Source organism: Glutamicibacter sp. JL.03c (assembly GCF_025854375.1).
Classification (GTDB): Bacteria; Actinomycetota; Actinomycetes; order Actinomycetales; family Micrococcaceae; genus Glutamicibacter.
Genome location: NZ_CP107575.1, coordinates 1,918,250 through 1,936,532 on the forward strand (window position 1 = coordinate 1,918,250; position 18,283 = coordinate 1,936,532).

17 protein-coding genes are annotated in these 18,283 nt (G+C 58.9%); 1 reads left to right on the forward strand and 16 read right to left on the reverse strand.

Translation table 11 applies throughout. The features are described 5' to 3' along the window. Position 1 precedes the first annotated feature (1 nt). The 10 genes from cobA to OF385_RS08870 all read right to left on the reverse strand — a co-directional run bounded on the left by cobA (position 2) and on the right by OF385_RS08870 (position 9,685). Entirely contained in the window at positions 2–781 is a 780-nt protein-coding gene (gene cobA, locus OF385_RS08825; RefSeq protein WP_264275060.1) for a uroporphyrinogen-III C-methyltransferase, read from the reverse strand. Continuing rightward, positions 774–1,631, reverse strand: coding sequence for an ABC transporter permease (locus OF385_RS08830; RefSeq protein WP_264275061.1), 858 nt, complete (start codon positions 1,629–1,631; stop codon positions 774–776). The genes cobA and OF385_RS08830 overlap by 8 nt, the downstream gene beginning before the upstream one ends. Further along, positions 1,603–2,346: an ABC transporter ATP-binding protein gene (locus tag OF385_RS08835; protein WP_264275062.1), complete on the reverse strand. Its 744-nt coding sequence runs from the start codon at positions 2,344–2,346 to the stop codon at positions 1,603–1,605. The genes OF385_RS08830 and OF385_RS08835 overlap by 29 nt, the downstream gene beginning before the upstream one ends. Next, complete coding sequence (locus tag OF385_RS08840) at positions 2,346–3,443, reverse strand: ABC transporter substrate-binding protein (RefSeq protein WP_264275063.1); 1,098 nt, start codon at positions 3,441–3,443, stop codon at positions 2,346–2,348. Before OF385_RS08840 ends, OF385_RS08835 begins: the two co-directional genes overlap by 1 nt. Next, positions 3,430–4,725: a sulfate adenylyltransferase subunit 1 gene (locus tag OF385_RS08845; RefSeq protein ID WP_264275064.1), complete on the reverse strand. Its 1,296-nt coding sequence runs from the start codon at positions 4,723–4,725 to the stop codon at positions 3,430–3,432. Before OF385_RS08845 ends, OF385_RS08840 begins: the two co-directional genes overlap by 14 nt. 1 nt (position 4,726) lies before the next feature. After that, positions 4,727–5,650 carry a sulfate adenylyltransferase subunit CysD gene (gene cysD / locus OF385_RS08850; protein ID WP_264275065.1) on the reverse strand — a complete coding sequence of 308 codons (924 nt, stop codon included), beginning with the start codon at positions 5,648–5,650 and terminating at the stop codon, positions 4,727–4,729. A 10-nt stretch (positions 5,651–5,660) separates the two neighbouring features. Further along, entirely contained in the window at positions 5,661–6,383 is a 723-nt protein-coding gene (locus OF385_RS08855; RefSeq protein WP_264275066.1) for a phosphoadenylyl-sulfate reductase, read from the reverse strand. Beyond that, positions 6,380–8,080, reverse strand: coding sequence for a nitrite/sulfite reductase (locus tag OF385_RS08860; RefSeq protein ID WP_264275067.1), 1,701 nt, complete (start codon positions 8,078–8,080; stop codon positions 6,380–6,382). Before OF385_RS08860 ends, OF385_RS08855 begins: the two co-directional genes overlap by 4 nt. Positions 8,081–8,147: 67 nt before the next feature. Then, positions 8,148–8,888: a sirohydrochlorin chelatase gene (locus OF385_RS08865; RefSeq protein WP_264275068.1), complete on the reverse strand. Its 741-nt coding sequence runs from the start codon at positions 8,886–8,888 to the stop codon at positions 8,148–8,150. 35 nt (positions 8,889–8,923) lie between these two features. Then, positions 8,924–9,685, reverse strand: coding sequence for an SDR family oxidoreductase (locus OF385_RS08870; protein ID WP_264275069.1), 762 nt, complete (start codon positions 9,683–9,685; stop codon positions 8,924–8,926). Positions 9,686–9,906: 221 nt separating this feature from the next. Between OF385_RS08870 and valS the strand changes: the two genes are divergently transcribed. Continuing rightward, positions 9,907–12,525 carry a valine--tRNA ligase gene (gene valS / locus OF385_RS08875; protein WP_264275070.1) on the forward strand — a complete coding sequence of 873 codons (2,619 nt, stop codon included), beginning with the start codon at positions 9,907–9,909 and terminating at the stop codon, positions 12,523–12,525. Between the two features lie 55 nt (positions 12,526–12,580). On the opposite strand, the gene OF385_RS08880 is transcribed toward valS, so the two are convergent. From OF385_RS08880 to OF385_RS08905, 6 genes are all read right to left on the reverse strand, one after another. Further along, positions 12,581–12,799, reverse strand: coding sequence for a hypothetical protein (locus tag OF385_RS08880; protein WP_264275071.1), 219 nt, complete (start codon positions 12,797–12,799; stop codon positions 12,581–12,583). A 29-nt stretch (positions 12,800–12,828) separates the two neighbouring features. After that, entirely contained in the window at positions 12,829–13,833 is a 1,005-nt protein-coding gene (locus tag OF385_RS08885) for a trypsin-like serine peptidase (protein ID WP_264275072.1), read from the reverse strand. 515 nt (positions 13,834–14,348) lie between these two features. Continuing rightward, positions 14,349–15,122, reverse strand: a complete 774-nt coding sequence (locus tag OF385_RS08890) for a hypothetical protein (RefSeq protein WP_264275073.1) — start codon at positions 15,120–15,122, stop codon at positions 14,349–14,351. Positions 15,123–15,467: 345 nt separating this feature from the next. Continuing rightward, entirely contained in the window at positions 15,468–16,076 is a 609-nt protein-coding gene (locus OF385_RS08895) for a DsbA family protein (protein ID WP_264275074.1), read from the reverse strand. Positions 16,077–16,123: 47 nt separating this feature from the next. Then, positions 16,124–17,416, reverse strand: coding sequence for an ATP-dependent Clp protease ATP-binding subunit ClpX (gene clpX / locus OF385_RS08900; RefSeq protein ID WP_264275075.1), 1,293 nt, complete (start codon positions 17,414–17,416; stop codon positions 16,124–16,126). Positions 17,417–17,584: 168 nt separating this feature from the next. Further along, positions 17,585–18,244 (reverse strand): ATP-dependent Clp protease proteolytic subunit, encoded by a 660-nt coding sequence (locus OF385_RS08905; protein ID WP_264275076.1) that lies wholly within the window; start codon positions 18,242–18,244, stop codon positions 17,585–17,587. Positions 18,245–18,283: the final 39 nt, after the last annotated feature.

Here is an 18,283-nt window from a genome sequence, read left to right on the forward strand (position 1 = left end):
CTTAGTCAACGAATGAGGCCGGCTCGGTGGCTTCGGCGTTCTCTAGCGGCAGGAGGTCTACCAGTTGGTCGGAGGCTTCCGGGGCTAGCCGAACGACATCACCGATGACGATGACGGCCGGATTCGCCACTGCGGCCTTGCGGGCGCGCACTACAATCTCTTCTAGCGTACCGATAGTTGTGCGCTGCGTCTGTGAGTAACCTCGCTCAACTATCGCAATTGGAGTACTTGACGGTAAACCTCGGGTAAGCAATGTCTCAACAATTTGTGGCAGATTTGATACGCCCATCAGCACCGCGAGGGTGTGATCGGCACGAACCGGCACGTCGGCCAGCTCAGCGTGTCCGCTCACTACGGTGAATCCGGCAGCGATTCCACGGTGGGTCACCGGGATTCCAGCAGCTCCAGGAACCGAAATCGCGCTGGTGATTCCCGGGATCACGCGAGTGGCAATTCCATACTCGGCGGCGTAGAGCATTTCCTCTCCGCCGCGGCCCAGGACGAAGGGATCTCCGCCCTTGAGCCGGACAACGTGTTTTCCTTCAAGCGCGTACTTGACCAGAAGTTCATTGGTCTCGTCCTGGGTTTTCACGTGGCAGCCAGGAGACTTGCCCACGTTGATCACCAGCACGTCATCCGACAGGTCTGCCAGCAGCGCGGTGGGACCGAGCCGGTCGGCCAAAACCACATCGGCGGACAGAAGGGCTTTGTAGCCTGCAACGGTAATCAGTTCAGGATCACCGGGGCCACCACCAATAAGGGTGATGTGTCCTTTAGCCATTGTTTTCTCCAGTTCGGCTCATTCCACGATCACGCAACAGCTTGCGTTCGATCGGAGCAAAAAATACTAGTTCGATCAGCACGCCGACCAGCAAAATAGTCAGGATCACCAGCATGACCAACGGCAGATCCGCCAGGTCGCGGCCACGCTGCAACAGAGATCCAACCCCCAATGCGAGGGAACCGCCTACCGCAATCAATTCGGCAGCCATCAGCGAACGCCATGCAAAGGCCCAGCCCTGGCGTAATCCCGCGACATACCCGGGCATGGCAGCGGGCAGTTCAATGTGCAGGACGTGTTCCCACTTGGAGGCGCCGAGCACTTTGGACAGCGATTTGTACTGCGCCGGGATCATGTCGATGCCGGACAGCAGGCCGTTGATGATGGATGGGATGGCTCCGAGCAGCAGGACCGTGTAGATGGTTGCATCGCTCAGTCCAAACAGGATGATGGCCGCTGGAACCCAGGCGATCGATGGCAGGACCTGCATGGCCGAGACCAGGGGTCCCACGCCTTTGCGCAGCAGTGGCTGATGCGCCAGCAGCAACGCCAACGGGGTGGAAATGATCACGGCAATCGCGAATCCGCTCACGGCGCGGAATAACGAATTTCCCACGGCCGACATCAGCGAGCCATCTGCCAGCAATTGCGGAAGCTTCGCCGCGACAGCCAATGGCCCGGGGAAAAGGTCTTCCCGCAGCGGGCTGGCCCAGGAAACGATCTGCCACAAGCTCAGGAGCACCACCACGGTCAGCAAGGGGGCAACCCATGAGTCGAGCCGGTTGTTCGGGCGCAGCTTGATAGCGCGCACGGGTTTCAACCTAGTTCGGGATTCGGTCAGTGAGCTCATGTTTCCGTTGCTCCTTTCTGAGAATCGTGGTCAGTTCATCGGCCAATGCGGCGGCCTGGGTGGGGTTATTGCGAAGATCGTCGGTGATCCGGCGGGTCTCCAGAATGCGGCCTGGGTGCGAAGAGAGCACCAGGATGCGGCCTGAGAGGCGGATTGCCTCGCGGACGTTGTGGGTGACAAAGATGATGGTCTTGCCCGTTTGTCCCCACAAGGCCCGCAACTGCTCATGAAGCATGTCTCGGGTGATCGCGTCCAAGGCTGCAAATGGTTCGTCCATCAGCAACACCTGCCGGTCCTGAGCCAAGGCCCGCGCCAGTGCGACTCGCTGGCGCATGCCTCCGGAAAGCTCGTGGGGCTTCTTGCCGGTGGCATGCCCGAGCTGTACGAGGTTGAGCAATTCTTCCACGCGCTGCTGGCGTTCCGCAGCTGGCTTGCCCGCCAGCTTGAGCGCCAAATCGACATTCTCGCTGGCAGTGAGCCACGGCAGGAGGTTGGCATCCTGGAACATGAATGCGGCGCCATCCTTGGGTACCTCAAGCCAGCCGGAGCTCGGTGCCAAGAGGCCGGCAATCATGTTGAGCAAGGACGACTTGCCGCAACCGGAGGCTCCCAAGACGGCAATGAACTCACCGTCTTCAATTTCTGCACTGATGCGGTCTATGACCAAGCCCGTGCCTGGATAGCTCAGGGACACTTCACTCAGTAGTACTCCCATTACTTCTCCTGTTGTTCAAGAAAGCGCGTGTCCACGAGCCCGTCTGCGTTTCCGCCTGCCCCGACCCCGACCGCCAGGGCATGGTCCACTAGCGATTGGTAAGTTTCAGGCAACGGGTCCTGGCTGAAGTGCACCTGCTCCAGTGCTTCAGCGATTACGCTCTCGTCAAAAGAGCTGCCGTTGGCTTCAACCAGTGCTTTCTGCACTGCCTCCAGCTTTTGCTTCTCGTCCGCCTGGTTGAGCCAATCAATGGCTTCGGTATTCGCATCGACCAGCTGCTGCACGGTTTGCGGGTGGCTGGCCATGAAGTCCTTGGAGACCACCAGAACCGTTGTCGGGAACTTGCCTTCGGGCCACAGCTCGGCTTCGTTCACCAAGCGCTGCCCGCCGTTCTTCTCGACCAGCAAGGATGCGTAGGGCTCAGGGAGCCACGCGCCATCGATTTCACCGCGGCCGAAAAGCTGCGCCACGGTGCCATTGGAACTCGGGGTCACCGTCGCGTCCTGCTTCAAATCCAGGCCTTTGAGGTAGTTGCGCAAGGCGACATCCTGGGTTCCGCCGAACTGCGGGCTGGCCAGATTGCTGCCGGCCAGTTCCTCGGGCTTGGAGATCTCCTTGTTCACGACCAGGCTGGCACCGCCGTAGGCAACGCCTGACACTACGTTCAAGGAATCGCCATGGCTGGACAGGTAGCTGTTCAGCGCAGGGTTTGGTCCCAGGTACGCAGCATCGATGGCCCCTGAATTCAGAGCTTCCACAGCAGCCGGGCCTGCGTTGAAAATCTGGCTTTCAACTTGGGTGCCGTCTTCTCCAACGTGATCCTGGAGGATGCCTTGGGACTGGGCGATCAGGGCAGGAGCATGGGTGAGATTGGCAAAGTAGCCGATGTTCAGCTCGTCCGCCGGTCCATGATCTGCCGCCTGGGCCTGGACTTCATTGGGCCCTGGCAGGAAGGCGGTGGCCACGGCAACTGCGGTCAGCGCTGCGACTGCCGCGAGCCCGAGGAAGCGGCCTCGGAAGCCGCTCTCCTGCCCATGAGGCGAGAGCCGGACACGATCGCCGTTGCCAGTCGATTCGCCTACATCAGGCCGCTTCATGTTTTTCCTCGATGATCCCCGCGGCAAGGGTGCGCCCCGTGGTTGGATCGATGAGCAGGAAGCTGCCACCGGTCCGCGAAGTTGCGTACTGCTCGATGGCCAGAGCTGCTTGGCTGCGAAGCGTGATCCGCCCCAGATCGTTCAGTTCCAGCGCGTCTGCAGGCTGCTGGGCGTAGTCGGCGACATTGATGACATAGTCGATGCTGGAGAGCTTGGCCGCGGAGACCTTGGTGCCGTGCTTGATCAGCAATCGCTGCCCGTTGGTGAGCTTCACGGGATCCAGAACGCAGATGTCCGCCTGGAATTCGCGCTGCGCTACCGGCAATTCGCCGGCCACGATGGTGTCGCCTCGGGCGATATCCAGGTCGGTTTCCAGTTCAACAACGATCGCGTCGCCGGCCTGTGCGCTCTGCGCTGGACCTGCCGGGGTGCTGATGGCCTTGATCCGGCTGCCCGCCGGATGGCCGTTGGAGAGCACCTGCACGGTGTCCCCCACGTTCAAGATGCCATCAACCAGGGTTCCGGCGTAGCCACGGTAGTCGCGGTAGGCATCCGGATCCAGTCCCGGGGCCAGTGCGCCCTGCGGGCGGATGACGTACTGGACGTCCAAACGCGCGGTGCCGCCACCAAGCTTCGGCTCCAGGTCTTCAAGCAATCCCAGCAGGGTCGGGCCGGCGTACCAGGTTGCCGATTGGGATGGTTCGACCACGTTATCGCCCTGCAGGGCGGAGACCGGGATCACGGTGGTGGACTGGATGCCCAGTTCATTGGCCAGCGAGAGGACCTCGGACTCAATGGTGTTGAAATCCTGTTCGTCCCAGCCGATCAGGTCCATCTTGTTCACTGCCACGACCAGCCGAGGAACGCGCAGCAGCGCAAGGACGCCCAGGTGGCGACGGGTCTGCTCGAGCACGCCGTTGCGGGCGTCGACCAAGACGATAGCGGCATCGGCGGTGGAAGCGCCGGTGACGGTGTTGCGGGTGTACTGCACATGTCCTGGGCAGTCAGCCAAGATGAAGGATCGCTTGTCAGTGGAGAAGTAGCGATACGCCACGTCGATGGTGATGCCCTGCTCGCGTTCGGCGCGCAAGCCATCGGTCACCAGGGCAAGGTCGAGGGTGCCGTCGGCTCCGCCGAAGCCGCGCTCGGCACTGGTGCGTGCGATGTCATCCAGCGAATCAGCGAGGATCGCCTTGGCATCGTGCAGGAGACGGCCAACCAGGGTGGACTTGCCGTCGTCTACCGAACCTGCGGTGGCGATGCGCAATAGTGTGGTGGTCATTTTAGAAGTACCCTTCGGTCTTGCGGTCTTCCATTCCCGCGGCGGAGATTCGGTCATCGGCGCGGGTTGCTCCGCGTTCGGTGACGGTGGCGATAGCCAGTTCGTCGAGCACCTTCTCTACGGTGTCGGCTTCTGAGAGCACAGCACCGGTGCAGCTGGCATCGCCCACGGTGCGGTAGCGCACCTGCTTGATGATCACCGGTTCATCCTCGTTGGGCTGGCTGACCGGGGTCAGTGCCCGCCACATGCCGTCCCTTTCGAAGACCTGGCGGCAGTGGGCAAAGTAGATCGAGGGCAGCTCGATGTTTTCGCGCTGGATGTACGCCCAGATGTCGCGCTCGGTCCAGTTGGAGATCGGGAAGGCGCGCACATGCCAGTCCGGCTCATGGCGTCCGTTGTAAAGGCTCCAGATTTCCGGACGCTGGTTGCGCGGATCCCAGACGCCGAATTCATCGCGAAGGGACAGGATGCGCTCCTTGGCGCGGGCCTTGTCCTCGTCGCGGCGGGCGCCGCCGAAGACCACATCGAATCCGTTGTTTTCGATGGTGTCCAACAGCACTCGGGTCTGCAGGCGGTTACGCGTGCCGTCTGGCAGCTCGGTCAGTTCGCCGCGGTCGATGTATTCCTGGACGGAGCCGACAACAAGATTCAGCCCGTACTTTTCCACGACCGAATCGCGGAAGTTCAGCACTTCGGCGAAGTTGTGGCCGGTATCGATGTGGACCACCGGGATGGGCACGCGCAGGGGTGCGACAGCCTTGGCCAGCAGGTGCAGGACGACTACGGAGTCCTTGCCGCCGGAGAAGAGCAATCCAGGCTTCTCGAATTCGGCGAGTACTTCGCGGATGATATGGATGGATTCAGCTTCCAGGGCGTCCAAAACGCTGCGCTGGGTGCCGGTTGGGGCGTTAGCGGTAATGGTCATGGCTTGCTCCTTAGATGTGGATGCCGCATTCGGTCTTGTTCAATCCTGCCCAGCGGCCGGCGCGAGGATCTTCGCCCTCGGCCACTGGCCGGGTGCATGGTTCGCAACCGATGGATGGGTAGCCGTTGGAGAGCAAGAGGTTCACGGGAACCTGCTTCTCGGTGGCGTAGTCGATCAGCTCGTCAAAGCTCCACGGTGCCAACGGGTTGAACTTGATCAGCCCGTTCTTCTCGTCGAACGTCACCAGCGGGGTGCCGGTCCGAGTTGGCGCTTCATCCCGGCGGACGCCGGTGAACCATGCACTGTAGCCCTTGAGGGACTTCGACAGCGGGTCCACCTTGCGCATCTGGCAGCATTGCGCCGGATTGCTGGCGAACAGGTCCTTGCCGTACTTGGCGTCCTGTTCGGCCACGGTCAGCTCGGGCAGGACGTCGACGACGTTGACATCCAGGACGCGGGCTACCTCATCGCGGGTGCTGCGGGTTTCGACAAAGTGGTAGCCGGTGTCCAGGAAGAGGACATCCACCTGGGGCAGCTGCAAGGAGACCACATGCGGAAGCACCGCGTCGGCCATGGAGCAGGCGACGGCGACTTCGCTGGCATCCAGGTGCTTGGCGGCGAAGGCGACAACCTCCGCTGCGCTGGCATCCCAGGCCAGTTCTTCGGCACCGAGCCGGGCGATTTCCCGCAGTTCGTCTTCGCTGCGGGTGCGGGTAGGGGCCTGCTGGCTCATTTCAGTTCATCCTCTTCTGCTCGGTGGGCCCAGGCGGCGAATGATTCGCCTTCCGTGGCCGAAGCCGAGTAGTTCTTGACAACGCGTTCTACGTATTCGGGGAGTTCATCTGCCGCGACTTTCAGGCCACGGACGGTGCGGCCCAAGGCGGCCTCGCCATTTTCGAATCCGGCGAGGGTTCCGCCCAGGTGCACCTGGAAACCTGATACCTGTTCACCTTGCTCATTGGTGATCAGCTGGCCTTTGAAGCCAAGGTCCGCCGTCTGGATACGGGCACACGAGTTCGGGCAGCCGTTCACGTGCAGGGATAGCTGGCGAGGCAGCTTTCCTTCGTGGTCGGCCAGTCGTTCTTCGATTTTCGCTACGGCATCGATCATGGTGTCTTTGGTGTCCACGATGGCCAGCTTGCAGAATTCGATGCCGGTGCAGGCGATGGCTGAACGCTTGAACAGGCTCGGGTAAGCCTCTAGGCCCAGTGCACGGGCCGAGCCGACAAAGTCCTTGACTTGGTCTTCGGCGATGTCCAGGGCGATGATCTTCTGGTGCGGGGTGGTGCGCAGCCGGGTGGAACCGTGGGCTTCCACCAGATCGGCGAGACCGGTCAATGCCGTTCCGGAGACGCGGCCGGCAGGAGCGGTCAGGCCGATGTAGAACTTGCCGTCCTTCTGCTCGTTGACACCGCTGTGGTCCCCCGCTTCGGTAGGCTGTTCCGGCACAGGGCCATCAGGCAGTTCGTAGCCGAGGTACTCGTCTTGCAACACCTGGCGCATCTTCTCAGTGCCCCATTCGGCCAGCAGGAACTTCAGGCGAGCGCGGTTGCGCAGGCGGCGGAAGCCGTAATCGCGGAAGATCGAAACGACGCCTTCCCAGACATCTGGTGCCTGTTCTTCGGTCACGAAGGCACCGAGCCGTTCGCCCAAGCGCGGGTTGGCGGACAGGCCACCGCCCACCCAGAGGTCGTAGCCTGGGCCGAGTTCCGGGTGCACCGTGCCGATCAGGGCGATGTCATTGATTTCGTGTACGACATCCTGGCTCGGGTGGCCGGTGATGGCGGTCTTGAACTTGCGTGGAAGGTTCGCGAATTCTGGCTTGCCGATGTAGCGGCGGGAAATCTCAGCGATTACCGGGCTCGGATCGATGATCTCGTCCTTGCTGATGCCTGCTACCGGGGAACCGAGGATCACGCGGGGAACGTCGCCGCAGGCTTCGGTGGTGTGCAGGCCGACGGCCTCAAGCCGCTGCCAAATCTCGGGGACGTCAACCACGTCGATCCAGTGCAGCTGGATGTTCTGGCGATCGGTCAGATCCGCGGTGTCGCGGGCGAAGTCGGTGGAGATCTGGCCGATGACGCGCAGCTGCTCGGTAGTCAGCGCCCCGCCGTCGATCCGCACGCGCAGCATGAAGTAGCGGTCTTCGAGCTCTTCGGGGGTCAGCGTCGCAGTCTTGCCGCCCGGGATTCCCTGGGCACGCTGGGTGTAGAGGCCCCACCAGCGGAAACGTCCATGCAGGTCCCCAGGGTCAATGGAATCGAAACCCTGCTTCGAGTAGATCTCCTCGATGCGCTGTCGCACGTTCAGGCCGTTATCGGCGGCCTTCATTTCTTCGTTGGCGTTCAGCGGCGTAGGGCCGTCGATTTTCCATTGGCCGTTGGGCTTTGCCGCCCTCTTAGGACGAGCGGGTGTGGTTGTCTGCGTCATGTAATCCAGCGTAGAAAGCCACCCCAGGGGGTCGGCAAGCGCGAGTAGTCACATGACTGCGGGTTGCCTACAGAGAGCGAACTTCGTCATCTAGCGACACATAACCGGACGCTTTGAGCGTCTCTTGAAGACGCACGAGGAAACATTGCGCAATAGTTACGTCAGGCAAAAGTGGTCTTGTCACGACGTCGGCACCCGTGCTAACGAGCTTGTGTTGAAAGTATCCGTCGGCCAACAAGGAGCTGAGCACGACCACTGGCCGCTTTAAGGCATCCTGCACGACTTCAATGATCTGGGGTTTCGCCCCGGCGCAGTAGCCAACGGCCACCTCGCGGTCTAGGATGCCCGAAATCTGACCCGCAAGATCCTGGACCTGGTTCTGCCCCACTTCAAGCCGGGTGCCAGCGGCAGCCAGGACGACCATGGGATTGCCGTCCAAGTGACCAGCGGCTCGATCAGCGAGTATCTGTGCCAACTCCGGCAATGGCCCCAGAGGCCCTGCCGCGACCGTATTCTCACGCGAATCCACGGCCTTGGCGATGTCAGAAGTCGTATGTACCCCATCGGAGACCAGCAGCGGAAGAACCACTGCCGGTTCCGACTGCGGCAAGGACGCCACCACGTCATCCAATGACGGCCGCTGAACATCCACGTAGGCTTCATGCCAAAGCAAGGTCGCTGGAATTTGCTCCTTGGCGAGCTCCTCCAGTTGGGCTCGCAGGTCATGGATCAGCTGTTGGCCATTGGCATTGTCGGTGCCATGGGATGTGGCAACGACGTGAATCGTGCGCTGGGTTGATTGGCTCATTGGTAGGTCCTTACCGGTGGGTTGCACGACGGCTATTATGCGTTGCGGATGAGCTTGTGGTTGGCTGCCTGCGCCTGGGGGCGGATCACGATTTCGTCGAGATTAACATGGGCAGGCGCGCTCACTGCATAGCGGATAACTTCAGCGACATCCTCCGCAGTCAGCGGATTCTCCACCCCGGCATAAACGTTGTTCGCGGCGCTTTGGCTACCCAAACGGCGCAGCGAGAATTCCTCGGTGCGGACCAATCCCGGAAGAATTTCGATGACGCGCAAACCGTTTTCCACTTCTTCCAAACGCAAGGCCTGGGTCATGGCCCGCTCGGCAGCCTTCGCCGCGTTGTATCCGCTGCCGCCTTCGTAGCTGGCAAGTGCAGCGGTCGACGTGACGTTCAGGACGGTGCCACGCGCCTGGCGCAATTGTGGCAGCAACGCGCGAGTAAGCCGCATCGTTCCCATGACATTGGCTTGCCACATGAACTCCCAGTTCTCGTCAACAGCATCGGCCCAGTACTCTGTCCCGCGAGCTCCGCCGGCGCAGTTAATCAGCGTGTCTACGCCACCGGCGGCTTCGACGGTCTTGGCTAGGACATCGACATCTGTCTGGATGCTGACATCTGCAGGAACGGAAATCGCACCCGTTTCCTGAGCAAGGATTTCCAACCGGTCTGCTCGGCGGGCGACGGCGAAAACAGTCCAGCCTTGTTCGCGCAGGGCCCGAACGGTCGATTGGCCAATCCCGCTCGAGGCGCCGGTGACTACTGCTGAACGGGAGGCTTGTGGTTCTGTGTTGTTCATACCGTCAACTCTATGGCGAGTTCATTGCCAGTTGGTAAGGCATGAATTTCTCTTACGTTTCAAGACACCTCATAAAGAGGCCTCGGCACTGGGCCGCGGCGGGTCCGACGTCAACCTGAATAAGCGCCAAAATTCGTGATTTTCCCGGCATTGTTGGCGTGGTGGCGCAAGCCATGGGCAGCAATGCCTAGGTGCCCGGTAAATCATGAAAGAATAAGGCTATGGCAGAAGAAAACTTGGGCACAGACACGCCCGCAACAGTTTCCGTTCCTGACAAGCCAGCTTTGGAAGGTTTGGAAGAACGTCTTTCGTCCCGGTGGCGCACCGAGGGCACTTATCACTTCAACGAGGACACGACCCGCGAGGCCGTCTACTCCATCGACACTCCACCGCCAACGGCGTCCGGGTCCCTGCACGTAGGACACATGTTCTCGTACACGCAGACCGACGTTTTGGCTCGCTACCAGCGCATGAACGGCAAGAACGTTTTCTACCCACTAGGCTGGGACGACAACGGACTGCCAACCGAGCGCCGCGTACAGAACTATTTCGGTGTCCGCTGCGACCCGTCCAAGCCTTATATCGAGGGCTACCGTCCCCCGGAAAAGCCGGCGAAGAACCAGCGCGACTGGGATGTCATCAGCCGCAAGAACTTCATCGAGGTTTGCGAAGAGCTGGCAGTAGAAGACGAGAAGGTCTTCGAACAGCTCTTCACCACCCTTGGCCTTTCCGTTGACTGGCGCATGACCTACCGGACCATCGATGACAACTCCCGTGCAGCTTCGCAGCGTGCTTTCCTGGACAATCTGGCCAAGGGCGATGCCTACATGGCCGAAGCCCCGACGCTGTGGGACGTGACCTTCCGCACCGCCGTTGCCCAGGCCGAGTTGGAAGACCGCGAGATGCCAGGCGCTTTCTACCGCTATGGTTTTGACGCCGAAAATGGCGAGCAGGTTTTCATCGAAACCACTCGCCCGGAACTGCTGGCTGCTTGCGCCGCCTTGGTAGCTCACCCGGACGACGAGCGTTACCAGCACTTGTTCGGCAAGACCGTCACCTCACCGATCTTCGGTGTTCCCGTCACGGTCTACCCGCACCCATTGGCCCAGGCCGATAAAGGCTCTGGCATCGCCATGGTTTGCACCTTCGGCGATCTGACCGACGTCACCTGGTGGCGCGAACTGCAGCTGCCGACCCGCGCGATCATCGGTCGCGACGGCCGAATCCTCGCTGAGACCCCAGAGTGGATCACGACCGAGGCAGGCCAGGAAGCCTACGCACAGATTTCAGGCAAGACCGTATTCTCCGCCAAGGAAACCATGGTGGATCTGCTCTCCGAGGCTGGATTGCTCGATGGCGAGCCGAAGAAGATCTCCCGTCCGGTGAACTTCTTCGAAAAGGGCGACAAGCCGCTGGAAATCGTTACCTCCCGCCAGTGGTACATCCGCAATGGTGGCCGCGATGAAGAGCGACGCGACCAGATGATTGCTCGCGGCAAGGAAATCGACTTCCACCCATCGTTCATGCGTTCGCGCTACGAGAACTGGGTATCGGGCCTGAACGGCGACTGGCTGGTTTCCCGCCAGCGCTTCTTCGGCGTGCCCGTACCGGTCTGGTACGAGGTTGATGAACATGGCGAGCCAAACTATGACGCACCGATCCTTCCGGCGATCGAGCAGCTTCCGGTCGATCCGGCCGCCGACGCTCCATCCGGCTACACCGAGGACCAACGTGGCACTGCCAATGGCTTCATTGGCGATGCCGACGTTTTGGATACCTGGGCCACCAGCTCGCTGACTCCGCAGATCGTCGGCCGTTGGGGTCGGGATAACGAGTTCTTCTCGAAGGTCTACCCATTCGACCTTCGCCCCCAGGGCCACGACATCATCCGCACCTGGCTGTTCTCCACCGCGGTCCGTGCAGATTCCTTGCACGATAACGCACCTTGGAAGCATGCTGCGATTTCGGGCTGGATCCTTGATCCGGATCGCAAGAAGATGTCAAAGTCCAAGGGCAACGTCGTCGTGCCAAACGAGGTTCTGGACAAGTTCGGTGCAGATGCTGTGCGCTATTGGGCTGCCAGCGCAAAGCTCGGCGCTGATACGGCGTATGAAGTGAACCAGATGAAGATCGGCCGCCGCCTGGCCATCAAGATCTTGAACGCCTCGAAGTTCGTGCTGAATCTGGGGGCGACCGATGCCAACGTCCTCACCGACGACGCGGCAGTTGTCACCAACGGCTTGGACCGTTCGTTGTTGGCACGCCTGTCGACCGTGATCGAAGACGCCAAGCGCGCCTTCGATAACTACGACTACGCTCGCGCCTTGGATATCACCGAGTCCTTCTTCTGGTCATTTACCGATGACTACGTGGAGCTGGTCAAGGACCGCGCCTACGGCGGTCACGGAGAAACCGAGCAGGCCAGCGTTCTGGCCACCTTGGCAACTACCTTGGATTCGGTGCTGCGTTTGTTCGCACCGTTCCTGCCTTTTGCTACCGAAGAGGTGTGGGGCTGGTGGCGCACCGGTTCGGTCCACCTGACCTCATGGCCAAGCGCCGATCATGTCGCTGCCGCCGTTGAAGGCGCCGACCCAGAAGTCCTGCCGCTGGTCGGCGTGGCTCTGTCGGGTATCCGCAAAGCGAAGTCCGATGCGAAGGTCAAGCAGCGCACCGAGGTGCTGTCGGGTGAGATCCATGCATCCGCTGCGCAGGTTGCCCAGTTGTGTGCCGGCTTCGAGGATTTGAAGTCCGCAGCCAATGCGCGTGAATTGACCCTGGTAGAAGCCGAAGGCGAGCTGGCTGTGACCAACGTTGAGTTGGCACCAACCGAAGAAGCCTAGTTTCCATTAACCAAGTCGGGCGGCCATTCCGTTAGGAATGGCCGCCCGACCCACTTTAATCCTGTTCCTCCCCCGCCTTTGGTTCAGGCGGTGAAGTGCGAATCAGGTTTTTTGGTTTAGCCTTGCGTCGCCGCTCTTCAGTGAAATATTCACGTTGTTCATCGGCTGATTGCTCAATGCGATGCCGTTCGGGCGGGCGGCTGGTCCCATCCCTTGGCGAGTGTTCTTGTGGCATCATCACTTCCTTCGCCCCGATCGCCGTGAAGAGCCCCATCGATTTCTCTCCACTGGCTATCAGGATTTCTAGCTCTGAGCGTTCTGGTAAGCCTGCTGGATTACCGAGCCCCAGTAGGGACCGAACATGGTGTTGCGTACGGTGTTGTAACCGAAGCTGTTCACCGAGTTCTGGTATGTAGAGGACCCGGTGCCCAAGAACCATGGGCCACCCGAAGAACCGCCGGTCATGTTGCACGAAATGCCTTGCGACTGGGTCTGGCCAAACGGATCGTCAGATGCAGATCCCGCGCAGGACTGCAGGGTCTCGCCGTTGAATGGCGAAGCAGCTGGGTAGCCGTAAGCGGTGTAGTACTCTCCACGTGGCTGGTTGAAGGCCACACCCGATGCCCCAACGGTGTCGGTCAAGGTCGATCCGCTGCTGTTCGAGACTACTGCGAAGCCGGTGTCATAAGTAATGTCTCCATCATTTGACCACTGTGAAGTCGTGACCAGTTCAGTAGCAGCGAAGGAGCCGTAGGGTGCACTGCCATTCTCATAGGCTGGCACGAATACCCAGCGAGTTGCAAAGGCGCCAGGGCCTTCGTTCAAGCAGTGGCCTGCGGTGGAAACGGTGGATTCATTGGCAGAAACGACTGCGTTGCCAGAGCAAACGTAATCCTGGCCGCCGAGCGTGAAGAACACCTTGCCGATATGCGACACGGGAGCCTCTTGGCCACGAGTCTTTCCGCCGGCTTTGGTGCTGATCTTTCCTGCGTTGGAGTTCGCAGCATGGCCTGGAACCTTGGCGGCTTTGCTTGTATCAACCTTGGCCGCTGATCCTGACTTGCCGGCGACGAGCGTATCTGCGTTCTTAGCTGCCTTCATGCGGTCGGCAGTCCAGTAGTCAAGAGCCGAATCAGCCTTCTGCGCCGATATTTTAATCGATTTGATGTCATCACTTGTTGACGACGGCGCTGCGGATGCCATCGGTGCGGCACTGAGCATCAAAGCCCCTGCCAGAAGTGCGGCTCCAGCCAGCTTGCGGCGACCCTTCAGCTTCGACGAATCCGCCTTTAGTGTACGAACTTGCACGATATAACTCCTTGTCCAGTGGCACATGACCACTATCGATGGGGGTGCTGTAGCACTCGTGCAAATTAGTCAAACACACACTTCACACAATTTCTATAGGAATTTTTCCCTCCGCTAACCGCCAAGATGACTGGGAATTATCCTTTGGATATGAAGTAACTCAGCTTGTTCACAGGTAATCGTGTCTCGTCAGTCAATCGCCATGAGATCGAAGACTGGACGGGCCCCATTGCACATCCCACATAGCAGACCGCGAAATTTCGGCAATGGATGACAACTAGCCATGCTCTTGAGCGAACGCACGCACGCCCTGGTTCAGTGCCAAAAAATATGAAAGAAAAACTTCGGTATCAGGTACTTCGTCACCACGATGTGTGCTGCGAACCCGTTGAAAATTCATTGCGATTAGCTTCAAAAGACCAACTTATTAACCTCGGAGGGCCGCATAAAGTGAGAGCCCATGTGCATTCCCCCGCAGTTCATGAACCTGCCCGGTCTGCGTTAAAGGACAGCCTTCACACAATCGAGGCCTGGTCCGTCGACCGTGGTTGATTCAGCGCCCATTTACGGCTTAGAGGAATGGATGCTGCCCCAAGAAGGCCCGCAGCGACGGCTGTCACGATCAACGATGTCGCGAGCCCGCTGCTCATTTGGGCGAAAATTTCCCTGGCCACTTCCCGGTCGATGTTGGAGAGCATTCGTTCTTGAACATAGTCCGGAATGAGAGTTTTCAAGGCAATGAAGCTAAGGGCACTTACGATGGATACCCATAGCAGCGCTCTCGAAAGAAGTCTCGGAGCGAGCAGAACACCAGCGATCAGCACAGCCGCATTAAGGTAGAGCGCCCATGGCCCTATTCTGTCCACGAGTAGATAAGCCTTTTGCACTGTCGGTAACGCATCGTTTTGAATCAATTTCATGTTCCATTCGAGATTGCCCGTTGCCGGCAAATCTGGAATTCCCAGCCCCGTCAAGGACTTCGAGATCTCGGCAACTACATCGTCCAACCTGAAACTTAGATTTCCTGCTTGGTCTAGAGAAGCCGAACTTTGGCCGGTGAAGATACGATGAGTGCTTTGATGACTCGCGCGCAATGCCGTTTGCCAGAGTGAAGCAAAGTTCTCGGATTGGACGACGCGCAACGCAGAGTTCTCAATGGTCTCGTATGCTTTGGTTGCAATCTCTTCTGTGGGGACGAGACTCGATAGCCAACCGGAACCCGTCACCGCGTCAAGGCGTTCTTCGATGCGAAGGTGGCCGGAAACTGACTGCGCTACTTGCTCAGACACCAATTCCTGGAGTTCTTGGTTCTGAGCTAGCGGCCCCATGGTCTCCACAAAGCCATCAGTGTCCGTCAGGTGCCCTGCAGCCCATGATGCTGAGATAGTTATCGGCGCTGCTATCACCGACACCACCAGGCAAATGCTCGATAGCACGCTTCGCCAGATAGATGGACGCAAGTTATTCTCCACACTGTACCCCCTACAAATGATGGCTTACCTATCCCCCGCCCCTTAATCGTTGCATGGGGTGCTGTGAATCAAGCTGGATTCAGGCATGCGTTGGCAGATCAAAGAAACAACGGACGCCCGCTTGAATAAAGAGGCGTCCGCTGTACCGAGTCCACGGGATATTTAGTCGAAGGTTGGGCTCTCAGTGCGAGTGCGCTTCATCTCAAAGAAGTATGGGAACGATGCTAGCTGCGCTGCCGCGTCAAACATCTTTCCTGCATCTTCGCCGGTCGGAACACGGGTAATCACAGGTCCGAAGAAGGCAACGCCGTCCACAGCAACAATCGGGGTGCCAACGTCTTGGCCGACTTTGCTGATGCCGGTCTCGTGGCTGGCGCGCAATGCCGCGTCGTTGGCATCCGTATGCGCTGCTTCGGCGAGATCCACGGGCAGCCCGGTCTTCTCCAGCGCCTTCTTGATAACTTCATCGCGGTCGGAGATTTTCTCGTAATGGAACAATTCGCCCATTGCGGTGTACAGCTTGTCTATTACATCTTCGCCGTGCAGCTCGGCAGCCTTCAAGACTACGCGAACTGGACCCCAGGACGAGTCCATCATCGCACGGTAATCTTCTGGCAAGTCCCGGCCCTCGTTGAGGACAGAGAGGCTCATGACGTTCCAAGAAACGTCGATGTCGCGCACTTTCTCAACTTCCTTGATCCATCGGCTCGTGGCCCAGGCGAATGGGCAAATAGGATCGAACCAGAAATCAACGTGCTGATGCTCGGCCATGATGTACCAACTTCCTTACCGAATTAAAACTATTGATCTTATGCAGTCTAGGCAGACTTCTTGTCGCGTTTGGCGACCATGGCGTGTGACAGCATTGCAGGCTCTTCACCGTCGATGACCGTGGCACGCGTAACCACCACTTCAGCGACATCTTCTCGGCTTGGCAGATCGAACATCACTCCGCCGAGTGTCTCTTCGAGAATCGAACGGAGTCCGCGGGCACCGGTCTCGCGTTCGATCGCCAATTCCGCGACTGCATCGAGCGCCGACTGGTCGAAGCTCAGTGCAACCCCGTCCATTTGGAACATCTTCTGGTACTGCTTGAGCAAAGCATTCTTTGGTTCGGTCAAAACTCGAACCAGCGCTTCCTTGTCCAGATGTTCAACCGTGGTGATCACGGGAAGACGTCCAATGAATTCTGGAATCAAACCGAACTTCAACAGGTCTTCGGGACGAACGTCCGAATACGATGCCGTCTCGCTCTTCAATGCAGTCAGCGGAGCTCCGAAGCCGATACCCTTTTGTCCGGCGCGAGAGGAAATGATTTTTTCCAGGCCAGCGAAGGCTCCGGCCACGATGAAGAGAATGTTAGTGGTATCCAACTGTATGAAGTCCTGATGCGGGTGCTTGCGACCACCCTGCGGAGGAACAGCAGCCACCGTTCCTTCAAGGATTTTCAGCAAAGCCTGCTGTACGCCTTCACCCGAAACGTCACGAGTAATCGATGGGTTCTCGCTCTTGCGCGAAATCTTGTCGATTTCATCGATGTAGATGATGCCGGTTTCGGCCTTCTTAACGTCATAGTCTGCTGCCTGCAACAGCTTGAGCAGGATGTTCTCGACGTCTTCGCCTACATAGCCGGCCTCGGTCAGGCTAGTCGCGTCAGCTACGGCGAAAGGTACGTTGAGCTTTTTGGCCAATGACTGCGCCAGGTAAGTCTTACCGCAGCCAGTCGGGCCAATTAGCATGATGTTCGACTTTGAGACTTCCACTTCACCCAGGGGGTCATCATTCGTCAAAGCGGCCACTGGCCCGTGGTCCTGGTTTCCGTGGATGCGCTTGTAGTGGTTGTAGACCGCTACGGATAGGGCGCGCTTGGCGTTCTCCTGGCCAATGACGTATTCCTGCAACGAATCAAAGATCTCTCGTGGCTTGGCCAGCGAAAATTCTTCGTGCACCTGCTCTTCAGCGAACTCCTCGGCAATGATTTCATTGCAAAGCTCAATGCACTCGGTACAAATGTAGACACCATGGCCTGCAATTAGCTTCTTAACCTGCTTTTGACTCTTCCCGCAGAAAGAGCATTTCAGCAGATCCGAGCCTTCACCCATGCGTCCCATCGCACCATTCTCCTATTTAATTGAGTAGCTGTGGACTTACTCAATTCTAGGCTAGTTGTCCCCCAAATTAGATGAATATGGCGGTTTACCTGCGTTGCGCCACTTCACGTTCGTGAAGTGCGATCACTTGGTAAACCGCCATTCATCGGAGATTATTCCGAAAAAGAGCTAGCTGCCCAGCTGCGCCCGGTTCAGCTTACGTGGCGTCAATACTTCATCGACGATTCCGTAGGCCTTTGCTTCAGCTGCGGTCATGAACAGGTCGCGCTCCACGTCGTCACGAACCTTCTCTACGGGCTGTTCCGAATGCGAAGCCAGAGTTTCTTCCAGCCAGCCGCGCATGCGCATGACTTCTTCAGCCTGGATCTGCAGGTCGGTCGCGGTACCGCGTTCGCCGCCACCCATTGCTGGCTGGTGGATCAGCACACGAGCGTTAGGCAGTGCCAAACGCTTGCCCGGTGTACCAGCGGCCAACAGGACTGCAGCGGCCGATGCTGCCTGACCCAAGCACACGGTCTGAACTTCCGGACGAATGAACTGTATCGTGTCGTATATTGCAGTCATCGCAGTGAACGAACCACCTGGCGAGTTGATGTACAGGGTGACATCGCGTTCCGGGTCCATGGATTCAAGGACCAGCAGCTGGGCCATAACGTCATCAGCCGAGGCATCGTCTACCTGAGCGCCGAGGAAGATAATGCGATCCTCGAACAGCTTGGCGTACGGATCCTGGCGTTTGAACCCATAAGGGGTGCGCTCCTCGAACTGAGGAAGAATGTAGCGGGCCGATGGCATCTGGCCGGCGACAGCTTCAGGATTGAAGTTCATGGTTTTCTCCTAGGACAAATCTTTGGGAATCAAGTGGTG

Excerpts from the sequence above, each read along its gene's own strand:
- cobA (WP_264275060.1), bottom strand. The coding sequence starts at position 781 with ATGGCTAAAGGACACATCACCCTTATTGGTGGTGGCCCCGGTGATCCT.
- OF385_RS08830 (WP_264275061.1), bottom strand. The coding sequence starts at position 1,631 with ATGAGCTCACTGACCGAATCCCGAACTAGGTTGAAACCCGTGCGCGCT.
- OF385_RS08835 (WP_264275062.1), bottom strand. The coding sequence starts at position 2,346 with ATGGGAGTACTACTGAGTGAAGTGTCCCTGAGCTATCCAGGCACGGGC.
- OF385_RS08840 (WP_264275063.1), bottom strand. The coding sequence starts at position 3,443 with ATGAAGCGGCCTGATGTAGGCGAATCGACTGGCAACGGCGATCGTGTC.
- OF385_RS08845 (WP_264275064.1), bottom strand. The coding sequence starts at position 4,725 with ATGACCACCACACTATTGCGCATCGCCACCGCAGGTTCGGTAGACGAC.
- cysD (WP_264275065.1), bottom strand. The coding sequence starts at position 5,650 with ATGACCATTACCGCTAACGCCCCAACCGGCACCCAGCGCAGCGTTTTG.
- OF385_RS08855 (WP_264275066.1), bottom strand. The coding sequence starts at position 6,383 with ATGAGCCAGCAGGCCCCTACCCGCACCCGCAGCGAAGACGAACTGCGG.
- OF385_RS08860 (WP_264275067.1), bottom strand. The coding sequence starts at position 8,080 with ATGACGCAGACAACCACACCCGCTCGTCCTAAGAGGGCGGCAAAGCCC.
- OF385_RS08865 (WP_264275068.1), bottom strand. The coding sequence starts at position 8,888 with ATGAGCCAATCAACCCAGCGCACGATTCACGTCGTTGCCACATCCCAT.
- OF385_RS08870 (WP_264275069.1), bottom strand. The coding sequence starts at position 9,685 with ATGAACAACACAGAACCACAAGCCTCCCGTTCAGCAGTAGTCACCGGC.
- valS (WP_264275070.1), top strand. The coding sequence starts at position 9,907 with ATGGCAGAAGAAAACTTGGGCACAGACACGCCCGCAACAGTTTCCGTT.
- OF385_RS08880 (WP_264275071.1), bottom strand. The coding sequence starts at position 12,799 with ATGGGGCTCTTCACGGCGATCGGGGCGAAGGAAGTGATGATGCCACAA.
- OF385_RS08895 (WP_264275074.1), bottom strand. The coding sequence starts at position 16,076 with ATGGCCGAGCATCAGCACGTTGATTTCTGGTTCGATCCTATTTGCCCA.
- clpX (WP_264275075.1), bottom strand. The coding sequence starts at position 17,416 with ATGGGACGCATGGGTGAAGGCTCGGATCTGCTGAAATGCTCTTTCTGC.
- OF385_RS08905 (WP_264275076.1), bottom strand. The coding sequence starts at position 18,244 with ATGAACTTCAATCCTGAAGCTGTCGCCGGCCAGATGCCATCGGCCCGC.